This window comes from Shewanella aegiceratis, from assembly GCF_019457495.1.
Taxonomy (GTDB): domain Bacteria; phylum Pseudomonadota; class Gammaproteobacteria; order Enterobacterales; family Shewanellaceae; genus Shewanella; species Shewanella loihica.
Map to the genome: position 1 here is coordinate 3593765 of NZ_CP080416.1, position 16682 is coordinate 3610446.

Here is a 16682-nt window from a genome sequence, read left to right on the forward strand (position 1 = left end):
CCGCAAGGTTAGGTTTTTAGATCAAATGGATAGTAAGTATGTCAAAGGGAATGACACAGCTTAACCGGATACCTATACCGTTTTTATTACCGACGTTATTGCTGACTCTATCACTGACCTCCACACTCGTTTTAGGGCTGTCGGTGGGCGCGGAAAACCTAGCCATCCCCAGCTTGGAAAATACCTACTTACAGGATCCCCATATGGAGGCTCCCTGCACAAAGGACATGATCGATAACACGGCAAACCTCACCTATCGAAATGATGCCATGCTGGAGAGCGGGCAAGAGGTTCATATGATGAGCGAAATCGAGCTCACCTTAGTTAGTAACGAGATTGATAGACAAGCCACACCGCAAATCAGCGCCGCCAAATTCCTCTCCGCCGCCATGACACTCAGTTGTGATAGCGACTGTGACACCATGGACGGCCTGAACCGTCACGCAGGGCAGCTATTTATCGCCTTTAACCGCTACCTCGCCGACCTGCCTCAGCTTAATCTAGTGAACGCCACGGACTTTAAGCTAGAAGAAGATGACGAGCCTCTGCTTATCCGTATCAAGCAAAGCAAGGCCGAAATTTCTAACTTATTAGCGGCGGACATTCAGAGCGAAATTAACGAAGGGAACCAACCCACAGTTTACGTCAAACTCCTTGGTGAACATGGCTTAGCACTGCACCTCAAACTCATGCTTACAGGCAAAACCTGGTTAATCGCAGAGACAATCGAAGAAGGCTTGAGAAGCACAGAAACCGCTGAAGACGGCTTGAGCGTAGCAGAGCAACTACCCTTGATTAACTTCAGCCAAAGCGAGTATGAGGTCTTTCATCAAAACAGGCCTTGGGCGGAGCATTTTGTAATGAATCAAATCCGCCTAAACCAATGCTGGCACAGGACAATCGCCGCGACACGACTCGCCCCCGACGGCACCACTACAACCCAGGACAGAGACGTGGTCACCTGCGACTATCAATACCGCTGACGGCTCAGCCGTGCAAAGCTAACAAGCATAAAAAAAGCGAACCACATGGGTTCGCTTTTTTATTTTGGTCAGTGTTAAGACACATCCCAAATGACGTTACTGCCGAAGATAAGACAAGGAAGCCTGCTGTTTTCGCCGCGCAGTTGACTCTAGTCAATGAGCAGCGAAAACAACGGGATGACGCCGTGCTATATAAACTAATTAGCCAACAAAAAGCGAACCACAAGGGTTCGCTTTTTTATCAGTTATCTAATCACATAATTGCGTCGCTGACGAAGCTAATGCAAGGCGGATTGAGAGCTTTCGCGCGGAGTTGACTTGTGTCAATGAGCACGAAAGCTGAGATTCAACGCCGCAGTAGCGAGTCCAAGCAGCAATTATTTGTAATCGTCAATCGGTGCACACGAGCACATTAGATTACGATCGCCGTACACGTCATCGATACGATTCACAGTCGGCCAGAACTTGTTAGCCTTAACCGCAGCCGTTGGGAACACGGCAGTTTCGCGGCTGTATGGACGTGAGTCGAACTCGCTGTCCATGATGTCGGCCATGGTGTGCGGTGCGTTGTGCAGCGGGTTGTTGTCCGCTGGCCACTCACCTGCTTCAACCTTGGCGATCTCGCCGCGAATCGCTACCATGGCTTCGATGAAGCGATCCAGCTCAGCCTTAGACTCAGACTCTGTCGGCTCGATCATCAAGGTACCGGCAACCGGGAAGCTCATGGTCGGTGCGTGGAAACCGTAGTCGTTCAGACGCTTAGCGATATCCATCTCGGTAACGCCAGAGGCTTCTTTCAGTGGACGCAGGTCGATGATGCACTCGTGCGCTACGCGGTCATTACGGCCTGTGTAGAGCACAGGGTAATGGGCTGACAGCTTCTTCATCACATAGTTAGCGTTTAGCAGTGCCATCTGAGTAGACTGTCTCAGGCCCTGGTAGCCAAGCAGCTTGATGTACATCCAGGTGATAGGCAGGATGCTGGCGCTGCCGTATGGCGCTGCCGATACCGCACCGTTGTTGTCTGACTCACGACCATGCTTAACCACGGCGTGACCGGCAACGAATGGCGCAAGGTGTGCTTTAACGCCGATAGGGCCCATACCTGGTCCACCGCCGCCGTGTGGAATAGCGAAGGTCTTGTGCAGGTTAAGGTGCGACACGTCTGCGCCGATTGAACCTGGTGAAGTCAGACCTACCTGAGCGTTCATGTTGGCGCCGTCCAGGTATACCTGGCCGCCGTGCTGATGGATCACTTCGCAGATCTCGCTGATGGTCTCTTCGTACACACCGTGAGTCGATGGGTAGGTGACCATGATGCAAGAGAGGTTTTCGGCCACTTCGGCAGCCTTAGCCTTAAGATCTTCCATGTCCACGTTACCCTGCTTGTCACAGGCGGTAACCACAATCTTCATGCCAGCAAGCTGAGCCGAAGCTGGGTTAGTACCGTGGGCAGACTGAGGGATCAGACAGACGTTTCTGTGGCCTTCGCCGCGAGACTCGTGGTACTTCTTGATAGCCAACAGGCCGGCGTATTCGCCCGATGCACCCGAGTTAGGCTGCATGCACATGGCGTCGTAGCCAGTGATGTCGACCAACCAGTTTGACAGCTCTTCGATAAGCTCGGCATAACCCTCGGCTTGATCTTGCGGGCAGAAAGGATGCATGTTGCCAAATTCTGGCCAGCTTACTGGCATCATCTCGGTCGCCGCGTTCAGCTTCATGGTGCAAGAACCTAGCGAAATCATCGAGTGGTTCAGTGCTAAATCTTTGTTTTCCAGACGCTTGATGTAACGCATCATCTCAGTTTCGCTGTGGTAGCGATTGAAGGTTGGATGCTCAAGGATAGCGTCTTGACGTACCAGCTCGGCTGGAATTGAGTTGCTGCCATTAGCGATGATGTCGGCATCGATTGCCGCCACATCCAGACCATGACCTTCGCCCAGTACGATATCAAACAGCTGCGCCACATCTTCACGAGTTGTAGTTTCAGCCATGGCGACACCTAGGATGCCGTCGCTGTCGATACGCAGGTTAACTTCACCGGCGATGGCGCGAGCCTGCACGGCGGCGCTGTCGGCAACCTTGAAGGAAACGGTATCGAACCAGGTATCGTTTACCAGCTCAACGCCTTTAGCCTTCAAGCCAGCGGCAAAGATGTCGGCCAGACGGTGGATACGGTCGGCGATGATCTTCAGGCCTTGTGGGCCATGGAATACGGCGTAGAAAGAGGCCATGTTGGCCAGTAACACCTGTGCAGTACAGATGTTTGAGTTAGCCTTTTCGCGGCGGATATGCTGCTCACGAGTCTGCATCGCCATACGCAGGGCGCGGTTGCCACGGGTGTCTTGAGACACACCAATAATACGGCCTGGCAGTGAACGCTTGTGCTGATCGCGAGTCACGAAGAAGGCGGCGTGTGGACCACCAAAGCCCATTGGTACGCCGAAACGCTGAGCACTACCAAAGACGACGTCGGCGCCCATAGCACCAGGCGACTTGAGCGATACCAGCGACATGATGTCGGCGGCAACAGTCACGACGGCTTTCTTCTCTTGCAGCGCGGCAAACAGCTCGGTGAAGTCGGTGATTTGACCATAGTGATTGGTGTATTGGAACAGGGCACCAAACAGCTCATAGTTAACCGCTTCGCTGGCTGGGCCAACCACGATTTCGAAACCGAAACATTCGGCGCGAGTCTTCACCACGTCGATAGTCTGTGGGAACACATCGTCGGCGATGAAGAAGATGTTAGCTTTCTTCGCCTTAGAGACACGCTTGGCCAGCGCCATGGCTTCGGCGGCTGCGGTGGCTTCGTCCAGCAAAGAGGCTGAAGCCAGGTCAAGACCGGTAAGATCCATCGACAGCTGTTGGAAGTTAAGGATGGCTTCCAGACGGCCCTGGGCGATCTCAGGCTGGTATGGGGTATACGCCGTGTACCAACCTGGATTTTCGAATACGTTACGCTGAATCACGCTCGGCACTATAGTGCCGTAGTAACCCATGCCGATGTAGCTCTTGAACACCTTGTTCTTATCCGCGTACTTGCGAATTGAGGCAAGGCCTTCGGCTTCGCCACAGGCGCTGCCAACGGCAAGATCGCGTCCAAGACGAATCGACTCAGGGACTATCTGTTGTGTTAAATCTTCTAAAGATTCTGCACCAACGAAGTTCAGCATCTCTTGCTGATCTGCGCTGTCCGGGCCGATATGACGACGGATAAATAGTTCGTGCTGCTCTAACTGAGTGAGGGTTTCAGTGGTCATGATTAACCTAGTTCCATATTTGCCAGTATCCTAGCTGTAGGGGGCTGGTGTTACCGGTCTCGTTGTTTGATGTGGTTCTACTTCTCGTTATCGGCCTGCATATTGCGCGGGCTTATAACGAACGAAGCCCCATCTCTTTGCGATATGGGGCTTCGTAGGCATCGACAATTACTCTTCGTCGATAACCGCTTGATAGCCTTCGGCATCAAGCAAATTGTCTAGTTCGCTCAGGTCGCTTGGCATGATGCGGAAGAACCAGCCATCACCGTATGCGTCGCTGTTAACCAGCTCAGGAGAATCTTCTAGCGCTTCGTTAACCGCAACTACTTCACCTGAAACGGGTGCGTAGATGTCAGAAGCGGCTTTTACCGACTCGGCTACCGCGCAGTCATCGCCAGCGCTAACACTGTCGCCAACTTCTGGCAGCTCAACGAATACCATGTCGCCTAGCAATTCTTGGGCGTGCTCACTGATACCAACAGTGTATGAACCGTCTTCTTCTCTGCGGATCCATTCGTGTGAAGAAGCGTATTTCAATTCAGTCGGAATATTGCTCATTATTTTTGTTCCTTGTTCCGTAGTGCTAAATTTTAAAAACTAAGACTGTATAACCACTCAAGCGCCTGTCATTCGACTGGGTCAGCCGATATTTTAGCAGCTTTGGCCCGAGTTGCTTAGGTAGAGCAACCCGGCCCCGCTATTGCCCTTTTGGCAGCCTGACGGCTAAACAGGGATAACCCTTATCAAACAGTTAGAAAGCCTGCTTACCGTTGCGCACGAAGCTAGGTGCGATCACTTTAACAGGGACGCGCTTCTTACGCATCTCTACTTCTGCGACATCGCCAACAGAATTTGGCACGCGGGCCATGGCGATTGAGTAGCCTAAGGTTGGAGAGAAGGTGCCGCTGGTGATAGCGCCCTGCTGCTCTACGCCTTCTGCGTCGGTGAAGAAGACTGGCATGCCGGTGCGCAGTACGCCCTTAGCTTCCATCACTAGGCCAACTAGCTTATCTGTGCCGGCGGCTTTGATGGCGGCTAGCGCTTCGCGGCCGATAAAGTCACGGTCTTCAGGTTCCCAGGCGATGGTCCAGCCCATGTTGGCCGCCAGCGGGTTAACGCTCTCGTCCATATCTTGGCCGTACAGGTTCATGCCTGCTTCTAAACGTAGGGTGTCGCGGGCGCCCAAACCACACGGCTTAACGCCATTATCTAGCAGGGCTTGCCACAGGGCTTCGGCTTCTGCCTCGGGTACGATGATCTCGTAACCGGCTTCGCCAGTGTAACCTGTGGTTGCGATGAAGAGAGAACCAGACTGCACACCGAAGAAAGGCTTCATGCCTTCAACCGCTGCGTTTTGCTCGTCGGTAAATACTGCCGCCGCTTTCGCCTTAGCATTAGGACCTTGAACGGCGATCATCGCCAGCTCAGGACGCTCAGTGACAGTCACGTCATAGCCTTTAACTTGCTCGGTGATCCAGGCGAGGTCTTTCTCGCGAGTGGCCGAGTTCACTACGATACGGTAATGGGTGTCGCTGAGATAATAGGTGATCAGGTCGTCGATAACGCCTGCATTGTGGTCTAACATGCCACCGTAGAGTGCCTTACCCGGCACCTTGAGTTTGGCGACGTCGTTGGCCAGTAGCTTACGAAGAAAATCACAGGCCTCAGCACCCGTAACATCAACTACTGTCATGTGGGACACGTCAAACATACCTGCGTCTTGACGCACAACATGGTGTTCTTCGATTTGAGAGCCGTAGTTTAGCGGCATGTCCCAACCGTGAAAGTCGACCATTTTGGCGTTAGCTTCTAGGTGCTTGTTAAAGAGTACAGTTTTATTAGCCATTATTATCTCTTCTTTTTTTGCCCTTTTCGGGTCTTACCTGGCGGTGCCTCAGCGCTAGGGCGTGATTGATGAAATGGGGCAAAGGCCGAAAGAGTCGGTCAAGCACTATCTTGTCATCAATAGGCGGTAGCGAAGCAGACGGTCATGGTGAACCGCCTCGAACTGACACACCTGAACCTAGGGTACGTAGGGCCAGGATGTGATTGCAAAGATGAGTTTTTGCATCAATTGCGTCGAATAAGATGCATCAACAAATTCTGTTTTAAGATACGCGCTTGGTATCAAAATGCGGCGAAATTATACCTTGCGTCACAGTTTTGTATACAAGAGAATTTTCTAATCCGAACCATTTTCCCATTACTTTTTCTCATGTTTAAAATGTAGTTTTTTTACATGAGAATCCGTATATCAAATCAAATGATGTCAACCACTTGTATTTAAAAACAAAATGATAAGGTGCCGCATTTTTCCCGAGCTTATTTACACAACTCAGGCAAGCGGGTTTTGTTACCCATAGCCTGTTGCATAAACAGTGTTTTCACAGGAGAAAGGTTATCCACCAGGTTGAGACCCAGATCCCGCAGGGCTTTCTTCACCGGATTGCTACCTTCGAACAGCCGCTTGAAGCCCTCCATCGCCGCGATCATCTCCAGCGCGTCCGCCTTACGCCAACGCTCTAGCGGGCGTAGATTGGCATAATCACCGAGATCCTTACCCTTGGCCTTGAGTTCACTCAGGGTCTCGATAATGGCGGCGGCGTCTAAGAAGCCCAGGTTCACCCCCTGACCTGCCAGCGGATGTATGGTGTGGGCCGCATCCCCGGCAAGCACCAGGCGGTGACGGGCAAAGTGGCGGGCATAACGCATCCGCAGCGGGAAGGCCTGTGGCTCGCTTTCCAGCGTACACATGCCCAGCTTACCGTCGAAGGCAGCGGTCAGGCTGCGTTCGAACTGCACCTTGTCGCCCTCCAGTAGCGCCTGCGCCTTGGCCGGTGGCACCGACCAGACGATAGAGCAGAGATTTGGCTCAAACAGCGGCAGAAACGCCAGTGGGCCATCGCTTAAGAACACCTGTCTGGCGGTGGCATTGTGGGGTAGCTCAGTGCGGATCGAGGCGACAATGGCATGATGGCCATAGTCCCAGAAGGTCATAGGGATCTTGCACTGCTCGCGCACCCAGGAGTTGGCACCATCGGCACCAATCACCAGCGCCGCCGACAGGTTGTCGCCGTTATCCAGGGTCAGCCAGGCCTCACGCTCGCCAAAGGCGATTTTTTCCAGGCGGTGATTTTCCAGGTGGGTTATTTCACTCAGCTCACCGGCACGGGTCGCCAAGGCATGGCTGATGTTGTCATTTTCTATGATGCTGCCCAGGGTCTGCTCGCTGATAGAGTGTGCATCGAAACCTATCTTGCCCAAGCTATCCTTATCCCACACAGCCATCTTCTGATAGGGGCCGACGCGAGACTCGTCGATATAGGCCCAGGCCCCCAGATGGGTAAGTAATCGCTGACTCGCCTTGTTGATAGCGCTGACTCTTAGCCTGGCCTCGCCGGATACCGCCTGGGTTTCGCCGGCATCGATCACCACGACTCTCAGCCCTTCCTGCCCCAAGCCGATGGCGGTTGCCAGCCCGACCATGCCTCCGCCGATGATGGCAACGTCATAGGTTTGTGTACTGAACATATAGCGATCCTTTATCCAAGTTGGCTGGCTGATTGAGGCGATTTCCACCCCATGGCTTTGCGGGCAATGGGCGTCTTGAGCGGCGGACACCAGGAAAGCAGACGCAACCCCAGGTTACGACCGGCCACCAGGGGCCAGTGCTGATTCGAGAAGCCGCGCACTAAGAATTCGACATTGCTGATGGTGGTGTCACGGTCTTGCTGACGGCGGCTGAGGTATTCGTGGGTCAGCTTGGCGCCGCCGATATCCTCGCCGCGCTCGATCGCCTCGTCGACCACCTCGAGCAGACAGACGAGATCCCTCAGCCCTAGGTTAAAGCCCTGACCTGCGATGGGGTGCAGTGTCTGCGCCGCGTTACCAATAAATACGGTGCGCTGATAGATGGGGCGCGCCATGTAAGAGAGCTTTAGCGGATAGGCGTAACGCTCACCCACATCGATAAAACGCCCGGCGCGGTGGCCAAAGGCATCTTGCAGCGCATCTAAGAATGCGGGTTTCTCGGCGCCCAGCATCAGCTCGGCATGCTCTGGCGCCAGCGCCCATACCAGGGAGACTCTAGACTGCCCATCCACATTGGCCATGGGCAGAATCGCCAGCGGGCCGCTGTCGGTGAAGCGCTCATAGGCCCACTCTTGATGGGGCTTGTCGGTGAGTACGTTGGCCACCACGGCCACCTGCTCGAAATCCACCTGCTCCAGCGGCAGCTTAAAGTCCTGTCTGACCTTAGAATTTAGACCGTCGGCGGCCACCACCAGCTTGGCGCTGAGGGCAGTGCCATCGTCTAGCATCAATTGCTGGACATCGACGCCGGCGACTATACTGGCCACCTTGGCGGGACAAAACAGGCTGACATCCTGTTGCTCCAGCAGGCTAAATAGCTTGGCGCCGACACGCTCAAGCTCCACCACCTGGCCCAGATAGGGCAGATGAAAATCTTTGGCGTTGAGTGTGGTCATGCCGAAATGGCCGCGATCCGAGACATGGATATTCTCGATGGCCGTGCCCAGATGGGCCAGCTTAGGCCAGACGCCGAGACGGGTCAGCTCGAAGATGGAGCCTTGGGCGATAGCGATGGAGCGGGCGTCGAATCCCGGATGGCCGTCGCCGGGACGGTTGGCCTCAATAAGGGCGATGCGCAGCACCTGCTGGCGTTTCTGTGCCAGGTTGGCCAGGCCCAGGGCCAGGGTGGCACCGGCCATGGCGCCGCCAACGATGGCGATATCAAACTGCTTAGGGTCAGACGAAGTGGTCATTCACTTTCTCTTTCTGTGGCAAGCAGTTAAATCTGCTCGCCCCGATAAATGCAGACAATATTAATGAATCATGGGGTCTTGATCTTTGATCTCACTCGGCTCGGGGCCGAATTCGGCGTAACAGAGTAGCGCCGCCATGCGGGCAAACTCCATCAGCTCAATATAAGCCGCCTCAGACTCTTCATCTTCGGCCACATCGAACTCCACCTGAGCGATCTCGGCGAGATCTTTGATCACCTCTTTTACGTCGCTCGAGGCGCGATTGAGCTTTGGCTGCGCCATGGCGATGCCCGTCAGGAAGCTCTGCACCCAGAGAGAGAGGGCCTCGACCCGCTTGCTCAGGGTCTCCTCCTCTTCCGGCGCCATAGGCGTGAAACCGAAATCGGCATCTGTGATGCGCGCCAGGGTGTCTTGATAAAGCTCTTCCAGCAGCTGCACCAGAGAAGGCGGCGGCAACTGACCATCGTTGATCAGTTCGAGCAAGGGCTTGATCCACTCGCTCTTGCCCTGACCCACGCCACCGCAGATAAGGCCCACCAGGGAACCATGGACTTCAACGGGATGTTGGGCGATATCGGCGGCATTGAGCTCGGCGAACAGAATTTCGATGCGTAAAGAGGGAGGGGTTGCCATAAGGTGTTCCAATCATAATTTCACTCAGGACATGCTAGCAGATCTGGCCTGCGCGACCAAGCCAAAAGCATTGTTCTACCGCCAAGTTAGGTCATGAATGACCATGGCGAGGCCCAGTAACTGCGCACTATTCATCCAAGCCGAAGCAGTCAATGCTAAGCTATTGGTTATCTAAACAACATTTAATCTAACAAAGCGTTATTAAGGCCCCAGTGTTATTGCACTTTCCAGGGCAGCCCGATATAGTCCGCTCAACGACAGGATAAAAGGATCTACATCGCAAATGAGTAGCCATGCTATCGAAATTAGCTTATTGGGCCGCACCTACTCCATCGCTTGTCCGATAGGACAGGAAGATGCCTTGCGCCATGTGGCCAACAAGCTGGAAAAGCAGCTGAGTTCCCTGCGTGCTCGAACCAACAATCTTAGCCGGGAAGAAATTGCCATCATGGCGGCACTAAATATTGGCTATGAATTGTTGGAAGAACAGAAGAAGAATCAAGATTATATTAAGCAGATGGATGACAAGATCGGTCTGCTGCAGTCGACCTTGGAGAGTGCGCTGGTTGAGCGTGCAACAAAAGACGATTAAACTGTAATTACGCGTTAGGCGAAGCGATTTATCACTAATATCGCCGCCCGACCGCTAAGGTCGATACGCAACAATTTTGCTCCCTGTGGTGTGCGTGAGTCGGTTATGTCCCTGTGCCGATATTTACAAACTCAGGGTGAATGTTTTGATGACATTGCGCAAGCTCGGCGCGAACCGAGAAGCCTTAGGATTTGATCATTTACCCGCCTTGAACCTACGGTTCAAGGGCTACACCGGTAACGGCATCTTGGGGAGCAATTCAAATTAAAGAGGCTGAAAGGTATAACACTTTTCGGCCTTTTTTATATCCCACGCAAACTGCCCGCCTCGAAACCGTTATGGGTTCAAGGGCCACACAGATAACGGCATCTTGGGAATGCAATTCAAATTCAAGCTTTAAGACCATTAAAGCTAATAAATAGAGAGAAGCCAGAAGGCAAAGATCCGAAAAGATAGCCTTCTGGCTTTTTATCACCTCATCAAACTCGCGCCAACCCGTTAGCTAAATTGCCGCGCAGTTGAAAGTGTAATGACAACAGAGATAAACTGCCCACATCAAAGCAAACTCGATAATACCAATCACGGTAAGTAAGTGATCAGAAGTAGCGCAGGGAAAACGGTCGAGAACAAGGCAAAATTTTTCGATAAGTAGTTATTCTACAATCAAAAATAATAACGCCGTTATCGGGCGTTTTAACAAGCTAGCATGATCAGTTATTTACTACGATTGGTATAACTGCCTTCACTGGAGTAGCGACATTGAAACCAGCCTTAACGCCGAGCGCCGCCAATCAAGAAAATCGTCAGGCGATTAGAAATCAGATCCGCAGCGCAAGACGGGCGATCCCCGAGCAGACCCAGAAGCTATTTGCCCAGGAGGCGGCCAGCAGGCTGATGGCGGTGATTAGTCAGCGTCAGGCCAAGCATGTGGCGCTTTATCTAACCAGTGATGGCGAGCTGGATACCCAGCCGCTGATTGAAACCCTGTGGCTGGCAGGGGTGAATGTCTATTTGCCTCGTCTGCACCCCTTCTCACGGGGCAACCTGCTGTTTTTTAAATACCATCCCACCAGCCACCTGATCCAGAATCGCCTCAAGATCTGGGAGCCCAAGCTCAACATCACAGAGATGATCTTGCCCCAGCATCTGGATGTGATTATCACCCCCCTGGTGGCCTTCGATGAGAAAGGGAATCGTATGGGGATGGGCGGCGGCTATTACGACCGCTGCCTGAGCGACTGGCAGCTAAGGGGGAAACCCTACCCCATCGGCTATGCCCATGATTGCCAGCGAGTCGAATCACTGCCCACCGAGCACTGGGATGTGCCCCTGCCCATGATAGTGACTCCATCGGCTACCCACACAAGTTAAGGTAAAATTGGCAAGCGACTATTGGCTGCTTTGCGACTTTTGCTGCCAATAGGCGTTGTGCTCGAAACCATGGCTGGCCAGAATCTTGGTCAGCTCGCCGCTGCGATGCAGCTCAGCCAGGCTCTGGTTAAAGTCGGCTAAAATCTGCCGGGCGTTAGGAAGATGCTTGGCCACCCCGATATGAAACAGCTCCACGCTCAAAGGGTCTCCCACTGGCTCCAGCTTGCCACGATATTCGCTGCCGGGACGCTCGATAAGGTAGCGGGCGACATCCTCACAGATCAGCACCAGATCCACCCGACCGGCCAGCAGTTTCCTTAGGTTCACCGCATCTGAGCTGGCGGCCTCGGTATTCAGGTTAGCCTCTCCGAAGGCCACAGGGTTGGCATAGCCGCGGCCGATGCCGATAAGAAAGGGCTTGAGGTCCTCGATATCGCGAAAGACGATCTTGCTGTCACTGCGCTTATACAGGCTAATTGAGACAGATAACAAGGGGTCGGAAAAGTCGATCCACAGCTCCCGTTCGGGCCTGTACCAGACGCCTATGATGAGATCCGCCAGCTCCCGCTTAATAAGCGTTTGGGCGCGAATAAAGGGGTAAAACTCGTGGGACAGAGGATATCCCGCATGTTGAAATACCGCCTCCACCAGGTGGTACACCACGCCCCATTCGGGCATCTGCGGCGAGTAGAAGGGCGGATAGTCGTTGGATACGCTAATCAATGGCGTTTTCGCCATCACCGGCAGTTGATGCAGCTCGCTACGTCGCTCTCCGTCGCTGGCCATGGCCTGGGCGCAGAGCAACATCTGCCACAAGGCTAGCACCACGACTAGGCTCATGACTCGCCAGATTTGTTTCAGCCTTCCCGGACGAGACATCAGTAGCCTAAGTGCACTGATGCCCGACGTCGATCGATGCGAACCTAAGTCTGTGCTCGGGCGAACTTGAGCAGAATGACAAGCTGTAACCATCTAAGCTTTTCCAGCGAATTAACAAAAGGATAGATCACATTTTAGTCTAGTTTTTACCGGCTCGTGATGCTGCAGGCCCTGAGTGATGGCAAACTCGCGCCTGTTCTACCAATTAATCAGGCTATCCACTCGGTTCACTTTGAAAGCCTTAGGTTTACGGGCTAAAGTGTGCAGAGACTTTTTGCACTGGCGGCCAAAGGTTTTCTAAGCCACAAGGCTCTTCGCCATTTGCCGCCATGCTCTTCACCATTAAAGGATGAAACAATGAAGATTAGCGCGCGACTCCTCCCCCTTGTTCTGCTCACCCTCGGCGCCTGCGCCCAACAGAGCAGTCAGGCCCCCGAACCTCAGACAGAAGCGCCGGCCTCACAAGCGTCAGAGCCTCAAGCCGCTCAGACTATGCCCCTTGGCGATACCAGCCGTAACGCGCTGGATTGGCCAGGCCTCTATAAAGGCACCCTGCCCTGCGCCGACTGTGAGGGGATCGCCATGAGCCTCAAGCTTAATGGCGACAACAGCTATCAACTCTCTCAGCAATATCTTGGCAAGCAAAACCTTGGTGAGCAAAACCTTGGTGAGCAAAATCAAGCAACCGATGTCGTCCTTGAGGGGCAGTTTAGCTGGAATGAGATGGGCAGCAAGATCACCTTAGATAGCAAGGCCAGAGGCATGAAGCTTCAGGTGGGCGAGAATATTCTCTTTATGCTGGATGATAAGGGGGAGCGGATTAAGGGGGCGCTGGCCCAGCAATATCAATTGTTGAAAGCCAATTGATATTGCCTGACAGACTTAATTTGATTTACACCAGAGATTGACGCAGGGAGTGTCGCCCACATTGACCTCAAATCCGGGGCAATGGTTGGCGAAGTATTTGGCCTCCTGACAGGAGGTCATCTGCAGGCACTGCTGGCGGGCATCGCAGCTAAACACCACATTCTGCAGCTCCTGCTTACCCACGTAATACTCAGACCCTGGGGGGAACAGCCCCTCCGGCGGTTTGATATCCACATCGGCCGAGTAGTCATAGTTGACCATAAATAGATAGAGCAGATTACCAAAGGCGATCGCCAGGGCCACCAGACCCACCTTGACGCGCCAGCTGATGGCATCTTCACTGTCAAACTTATCATGGGACTCGAAAGGCGAGGTCAAGGTAATGGGATTACCCAGATCTATCTCCCCCTTGGTGACCTTAGTGCCGCGCAGCGCGTCTTTCCACTGGCGATACACCACAGATTCACCCTCTTTGGGCATGTGTTCATAGGGGAGTAAATTGATGCCAAAAATTCTGAGTTCGTCCGATCCGTCGTCCGGGGCGATGAAACCTACCCTCTGCTCCTGATTCCAACGAACAAGCGTTCCTCGCTTAGCTCTAATATCCATATTCCTGTCCGCCTTGAAAGCCTTTCCTGGGAGGCGGCTACCTACCCAAGCCGCTGTAACCTGTTTAAACCATTCAGGGTATCCCACCCAAAATCGTTAACAGTTACGTTACACTTCTCTATCAATATAATTAGCTTTTCATGGTACGGCAAGTATGATTTTGTAGCATCTTTGTCTGGTTTTTATACCTGCCAGTCGATAGGCACCTCACCAGAGGCCTTTAACAACTCGTTGATTTTTGAGAAGTGTTTACAGCCAAAGAAACCACGATAGGCAGAGAGCGGTGAAGGGTGAGGCCCGCTCACCAGATGGTGCTGCTCCGCCTCGATAAGCTTGCTCTTCTTCATGGCGTGGCCGCCCCACAGCACGAAAATAATCGGGCGCTGTTGCTCATTAAGCAGCCTCAAGGCGTTGTCGGTAAAGGTCTCCCATCCCGCCTTGGCATGGGAGTGCGCCTTGCCCTGCTCTACCGTGAGTACAGTATTGAGCATCAAGACGCCCTGCTCTGCCCACTTGGCCAGATAACCATGGTCTGGGATCGCAAAGCCGTCGATATCACTGGCCAGCTCCTTATACATGTTCACCAAAGATGGCGGCAACTTCACCCCGGGCTGCACCGAGAAACAGAGGCCGTGCGCCTGGCCCTCGCCGTGATAGGGGTCTTGACCAATCAATACCACCCTCACCCTATCCAGCGGGGTTAGCTCGAAGGCGCTAAACACCTGCTCCTTTTCCGGGTAGATCGCCTTACCGGCATCGCGCTCACCTTGCACGAAAGACTGCAACTGGCCAAAGTAGGCCTGCTGGGCCTCCTGGTCGATAAAATCTTGCCATTGGCTGATCTCTGTCATAGCTATCTCTTTATATTTTTTCGAAAAAAACTTAGAATCGAGTGATATTTACGGCGTAATCCAACTCATACAGAGCAAAACGCCACATTCAAGCCTACCGAGAGTAGTCTCTGCATACCCAAGAGGTTTTACGATGTCCTTGGCGCATAAACGCGGTTTTACCCTTATCGAACTCGTGGTCGTTATCATAGTGCTGGGGATCCTGGCGGTGACCGCCCTACCAAAATTTATCAATCTCTCCCAGGACGCTCAAGTCGCCAGCGTTAAGGCGACCGGCGGCGCCTTCAAGTCCGGCATCGACATGGCCCGCGCCGTCTGGGCCGTTCGCGTCGGCTCAGGCCCGGCGGAAAACCTCAAGACCTTCGGCGACGATGAAGCCGGTGAGATGGATTTTAACGCCAATGGCTGGCCGGCGCAGCACTACTTTACCGATAACGAGGCCTCGCCGCAGCTGGACAACGTAGAAGATTGCATCTCGGTGTGGGAGACAGTGTTTCAGGGCGACGAGCCCAGCGTCTCACGCAGCGATGCCCAGACGAGCACAGATTATAAGGCCAACTATATCAGCGTGAACCAGTGTCGCTACAACCTGAGCGACAATCAAAACCTCAGCATCTACTATGACTCACGAGATGGCCGGGTGCTGGTCGACAGCGATCCCACCAGTTAACCTTGCGGCGCGCATAGGGATTGGCGATACAGATCCCATTACCTCTAAATCTATGCTTCATTAACGGCTAATTTACGTTACTATGCCAGCATACTATGACCTACCTGTGAGCATGCGCATGTCAGAACAGCAAAAAGAAACCACTATTTTTCAGTTAGCCGACAAGTTTATCGCCTTAGCCAACGAGCTCAGCGCCGAGGAACAGGATATCGCCAAGGTGGGCACCGCCCTGCGTTTCGCCGCCGCCCGCTTCAATGCCTTCGAGGCCGCGCTGAAATCTGCCGATCTTAAGGCCGAGAAAGCCAACGCACTGGAGTGGTTTACCAAAGAATACAAGGATATGTTGAACGATAACCTAGACGATCATATCGACAATCCGCCTGCGGCTCAGCAGGAGCCAGCCAAAGATGATGCCGTGCAGGTCTTTAACGGCTAGTCTGCTAACCGGCAACATCAGATAAAATAAATGCGGCTAAGGAATATTCCTTAGCCGCATTTTTATAACTGCTTCAAAAGCTTACGTGGATTAAGCAATGCCTATTGCCCCTAGAGGGTCACCAGCACCCGCACCGCCAGCAGAATCAACACCACGCCCGAGAGCTTGTCGATAAGCGCCGCCTTCTCCCTTAGCTTAGGCAGTACGGATTTATGCGACAGCAAGAACGCAATCAAGGTATACCAGAGGCCATCGACCACCAGCGGCGTCAACACGATAAGCGACTTGCCCCATAGCTCGTCGGCTACCATCACAAACTGACTGAAGAGCGCCAGAAAGAACAGCATGATCTTGGGGTTAAACAGCGAGATGGCAATGCCATCGCGGGCCGCCGTCAACCAGTCTGTCGACTTGCCCGCCGCTAGCTTGTCCGACATGCCGCCCTTGGAGCGCAGCGCCTGCACGCCAATATAGGCAAGATAGAGGGCGCCGAGGATCGCGATACCATTAAACACCAGCGGCGCCTGCTTAAGCAGCACCGCCAGCCCCAGCAGGGTCACCAGGGCGTAGATACCAATGCCGATAGAGTGCGCCCAGGCGCAGACGATGCCGTTGGCCCGGCCACCGCCCAGGGTATGACGCACCACCATGGCCAGACTCGGCCCGGGCGACATGGCGCCCAAACAACAGATGGCCAACAGCCCCAGCCACGCACTAAAACTCATCTTATCTCCTCGCTGT

General features: G+C 53.5%; 16 protein-coding genes and 1 other RNA gene. 7 read left to right on the forward strand and 10 right to left on the reverse strand.

Annotation, left to right across the window (positions count from 1 at the left end):
* Positions 1-38 precede the first annotated feature (38 nt).
* The gene (locus tag K0H80_RS15705) at positions 39-983 is read left to right on the forward strand and encodes a hypothetical protein (RefSeq protein ID WP_220072192.1); all 945 of its coding nucleotides are present in this window, start codon (positions 39-41) and stop codon (positions 981-983) included.
* Positions 984-1360: 377 nt separating this feature from the next.
* Here K0H80_RS15705 and gcvP read toward each other — a convergent pair whose 3' ends face one another.
* The 6 genes from gcvP to K0H80_RS15735 all read right to left on the reverse strand — a co-directional run bounded on the left by gcvP (position 1361) and on the right by K0H80_RS15735 (position 9666).
* A complete protein-coding gene (gene gcvP / locus K0H80_RS15710) occupies positions 1361-4249 on the reverse strand; it encodes an aminomethyl-transferring glycine dehydrogenase (RefSeq protein WP_220072193.1) in 2889 nt (962 codons plus the stop codon).
* A gap of 168 nt (positions 4250-4417) precedes the next feature.
* A complete protein-coding gene (gcvH, locus tag K0H80_RS15715) occupies positions 4418-4807 on the reverse strand; it encodes a glycine cleavage system protein GcvH (RefSeq protein WP_011866859.1) in 390 nt (129 codons plus the stop codon).
* A 193-nt stretch (positions 4808-5000) separates the two neighbouring features.
* Positions 5001-6095 (reverse strand): glycine cleavage system aminomethyltransferase GcvT, encoded by a 1095-nt coding sequence (gcvT, locus tag K0H80_RS15720; protein WP_144201962.1) that lies wholly within the window; start codon positions 6093-6095, stop codon positions 5001-5003.
* 476 nt (positions 6096-6571) lie between these two features.
* A complete protein-coding gene (locus K0H80_RS15725) occupies positions 6572-7780 on the reverse strand; it encodes an FAD-dependent oxidoreductase (RefSeq protein ID WP_220072194.1) in 1209 nt (402 codons plus the stop codon).
* 11 nt (positions 7781-7791) lie between these two features.
* Positions 7792-9033 (reverse strand): 2-octaprenyl-6-methoxyphenyl hydroxylase, encoded by a 1242-nt coding sequence (gene ubiH / locus K0H80_RS15730; protein ID WP_220072195.1) that lies wholly within the window; start codon positions 9031-9033, stop codon positions 7792-7794.
* A gap of 60 nt (positions 9034-9093) precedes the next feature.
* Positions 9094-9666, reverse strand: a complete 573-nt coding sequence (locus tag K0H80_RS15735) for a UPF0149 family protein (protein ID WP_220072196.1) — start codon at positions 9664-9666, stop codon at positions 9094-9096.
* A 283-nt stretch (positions 9667-9949) separates the two neighbouring features.
* On the opposite strand from K0H80_RS15735, the gene K0H80_RS15740 reads away from it, so the two are divergent.
* The 3 genes from K0H80_RS15740 (at position 9950) to K0H80_RS15750 (ending at position 11629) form a co-directional block, all read left to right on the forward strand.
* On the forward strand, positions 9950-10258 hold the full coding sequence (locus tag K0H80_RS15740) for a cell division protein ZapA (protein ID WP_011866864.1): 309 nt from the start codon (positions 9950-9952) through the stop codon (positions 10256-10258).
* A 77-nt stretch (positions 10259-10335) separates the two neighbouring features.
* Positions 10336-10516, forward strand: a non-coding RNA gene (gene ssrS, locus K0H80_RS15745) — 6S RNA.
* 501 nt (positions 10517-11017) lie between these two features.
* The gene (locus K0H80_RS15750) at positions 11018-11629 is read left to right on the forward strand and encodes a 5-formyltetrahydrofolate cyclo-ligase (RefSeq protein WP_220072197.1); all 612 of its coding nucleotides are present in this window, start codon (positions 11018-11020) and stop codon (positions 11627-11629) included.
* An 18-nt stretch (positions 11630-11647) separates the two neighbouring features.
* On the opposite strand, the gene K0H80_RS15755 is transcribed toward K0H80_RS15750, so the two are convergent.
* On the reverse strand, positions 11648-12469 hold the full coding sequence (locus K0H80_RS15755; protein ID WP_220072198.1) for a substrate-binding periplasmic protein: 822 nt from the start codon (positions 12467-12469) through the stop codon (positions 11648-11650).
* A gap of 396 nt (positions 12470-12865) precedes the next feature.
* On the opposite strand from K0H80_RS15755, the gene K0H80_RS15760 reads away from it, so the two are divergent.
* Complete coding sequence (locus K0H80_RS15760) at positions 12866-13375, forward strand: copper resistance protein NlpE (protein ID WP_220072199.1); 510 nt, start codon at positions 12866-12868, stop codon at positions 13373-13375.
* Between the two features lie 15 nt (positions 13376-13390).
* Here K0H80_RS15760 and K0H80_RS15765 read toward each other — a convergent pair whose 3' ends face one another.
* On the reverse strand, positions 13391-13984 hold the full coding sequence (locus K0H80_RS15765; RefSeq protein ID WP_220043238.1) for a hypothetical protein: 594 nt from the start codon (positions 13982-13984) through the stop codon (positions 13391-13393).
* A 182-nt stretch (positions 13985-14166) separates the two neighbouring features.
* Positions 14167-14835, reverse strand: a complete 669-nt coding sequence (gene ung / locus K0H80_RS15770; protein WP_220072200.1) for a uracil-DNA glycosylase — start codon at positions 14833-14835, stop codon at positions 14167-14169.
* Positions 14836-14968: 133 nt separating this feature from the next.
* Here ung and K0H80_RS15775 point away from each other — a divergent pair, with 133 nt between their 5' ends.
* Together K0H80_RS15775 and K0H80_RS15780 are read left to right on the forward strand one after the other, a co-directional pair.
* Positions 14969-15505, forward strand: a complete 537-nt coding sequence (locus K0H80_RS15775) for a type II secretion system protein (protein WP_220072201.1) — start codon at positions 14969-14971, stop codon at positions 15503-15505.
* Between the two features lie 118 nt (positions 15506-15623).
* Complete coding sequence (locus tag K0H80_RS15780; RefSeq protein WP_220043241.1) at positions 15624-15941, forward strand: DUF3144 domain-containing protein; 318 nt, start codon at positions 15624-15626, stop codon at positions 15939-15941.
* 110 nt (positions 15942-16051) lie between these two features.
* Here K0H80_RS15780 and K0H80_RS15785 read toward each other — a convergent pair whose 3' ends face one another.
* On the reverse strand, positions 16052-16666 hold the full coding sequence (locus tag K0H80_RS15785; protein WP_144201984.1) for a LysE family translocator: 615 nt from the start codon (positions 16664-16666) through the stop codon (positions 16052-16054).
* Positions 16667-16682 lie beyond the last annotated feature (16 nt).

Bases quoted from the DNA above. Each gene is read 5' to 3' on its own strand.
- K0H80_RS15705 (WP_220072192.1), top strand. From the start codon at position 39: ATGTCAAAGGGAATGACACAGCTTAACCGGATACCTATACCGTTTTTA.
- gcvP (WP_220072193.1), bottom strand. From the start codon at position 4,249: ATGACCACTGAAACCCTCACTCAGTTAGAGCAGCACGAACTATTTATC.
- gcvH (WP_011866859.1), bottom strand. From the start codon at position 4,807: ATGAGCAATATTCCGACTGAATTGAAATACGCTTCTTCACACGAATGG.
- gcvT (WP_144201962.1), bottom strand. From the start codon at position 6,095: ATGGCTAATAAAACTGTACTCTTTAACAAGCACCTAGAAGCTAACGCC.
- K0H80_RS15725 (WP_220072194.1), bottom strand. From the start codon at position 7,780: ATGTTCAGTACACAAACCTATGACGTTGCCATCATCGGCGGAGGCATG.
- ubiH (WP_220072195.1), bottom strand. From the start codon at position 9,033: ATGACCACTTCGTCTGACCCTAAGCAGTTTGATATCGCCATCGTTGGC.
- K0H80_RS15735 (WP_220072196.1), bottom strand. From the start codon at position 9,666: ATGGCAACCCCTCCCTCTTTACGCATCGAAATTCTGTTCGCCGAGCTC.
- K0H80_RS15740 (WP_011866864.1), top strand. From the start codon at position 9,950: ATGAGTAGCCATGCTATCGAAATTAGCTTATTGGGCCGCACCTACTCC.
- K0H80_RS15755 (WP_220072198.1), bottom strand. From the start codon at position 12,469: ATGAGCCTAGTCGTGGTGCTAGCCTTGTGGCAGATGTTGCTCTGCGCC.
- K0H80_RS15760 (WP_220072199.1), top strand. From the start codon at position 12,866: ATGAAGATTAGCGCGCGACTCCTCCCCCTTGTTCTGCTCACCCTCGGC.
- K0H80_RS15765 (WP_220043238.1), bottom strand. From the start codon at position 13,984: ATGGATATTAGAGCTAAGCGAGGAACGCTTGTTCGTTGGAATCAGGAG.
- ung (WP_220072200.1), bottom strand. From the start codon at position 14,835: ATGACAGAGATCAGCCAATGGCAAGATTTTATCGACCAGGAGGCCCAG.
- K0H80_RS15775 (WP_220072201.1), top strand. From the start codon at position 14,969: ATGTCCTTGGCGCATAAACGCGGTTTTACCCTTATCGAACTCGTGGTC.
- K0H80_RS15780 (WP_220043241.1), top strand. From the start codon at position 15,624: ATGTCAGAACAGCAAAAAGAAACCACTATTTTTCAGTTAGCCGACAAG.
- K0H80_RS15785 (WP_144201984.1), bottom strand. From the start codon at position 16,666: ATGAGTTTTAGTGCGTGGCTGGGGCTGTTGGCCATCTGTTGTTTGGGC.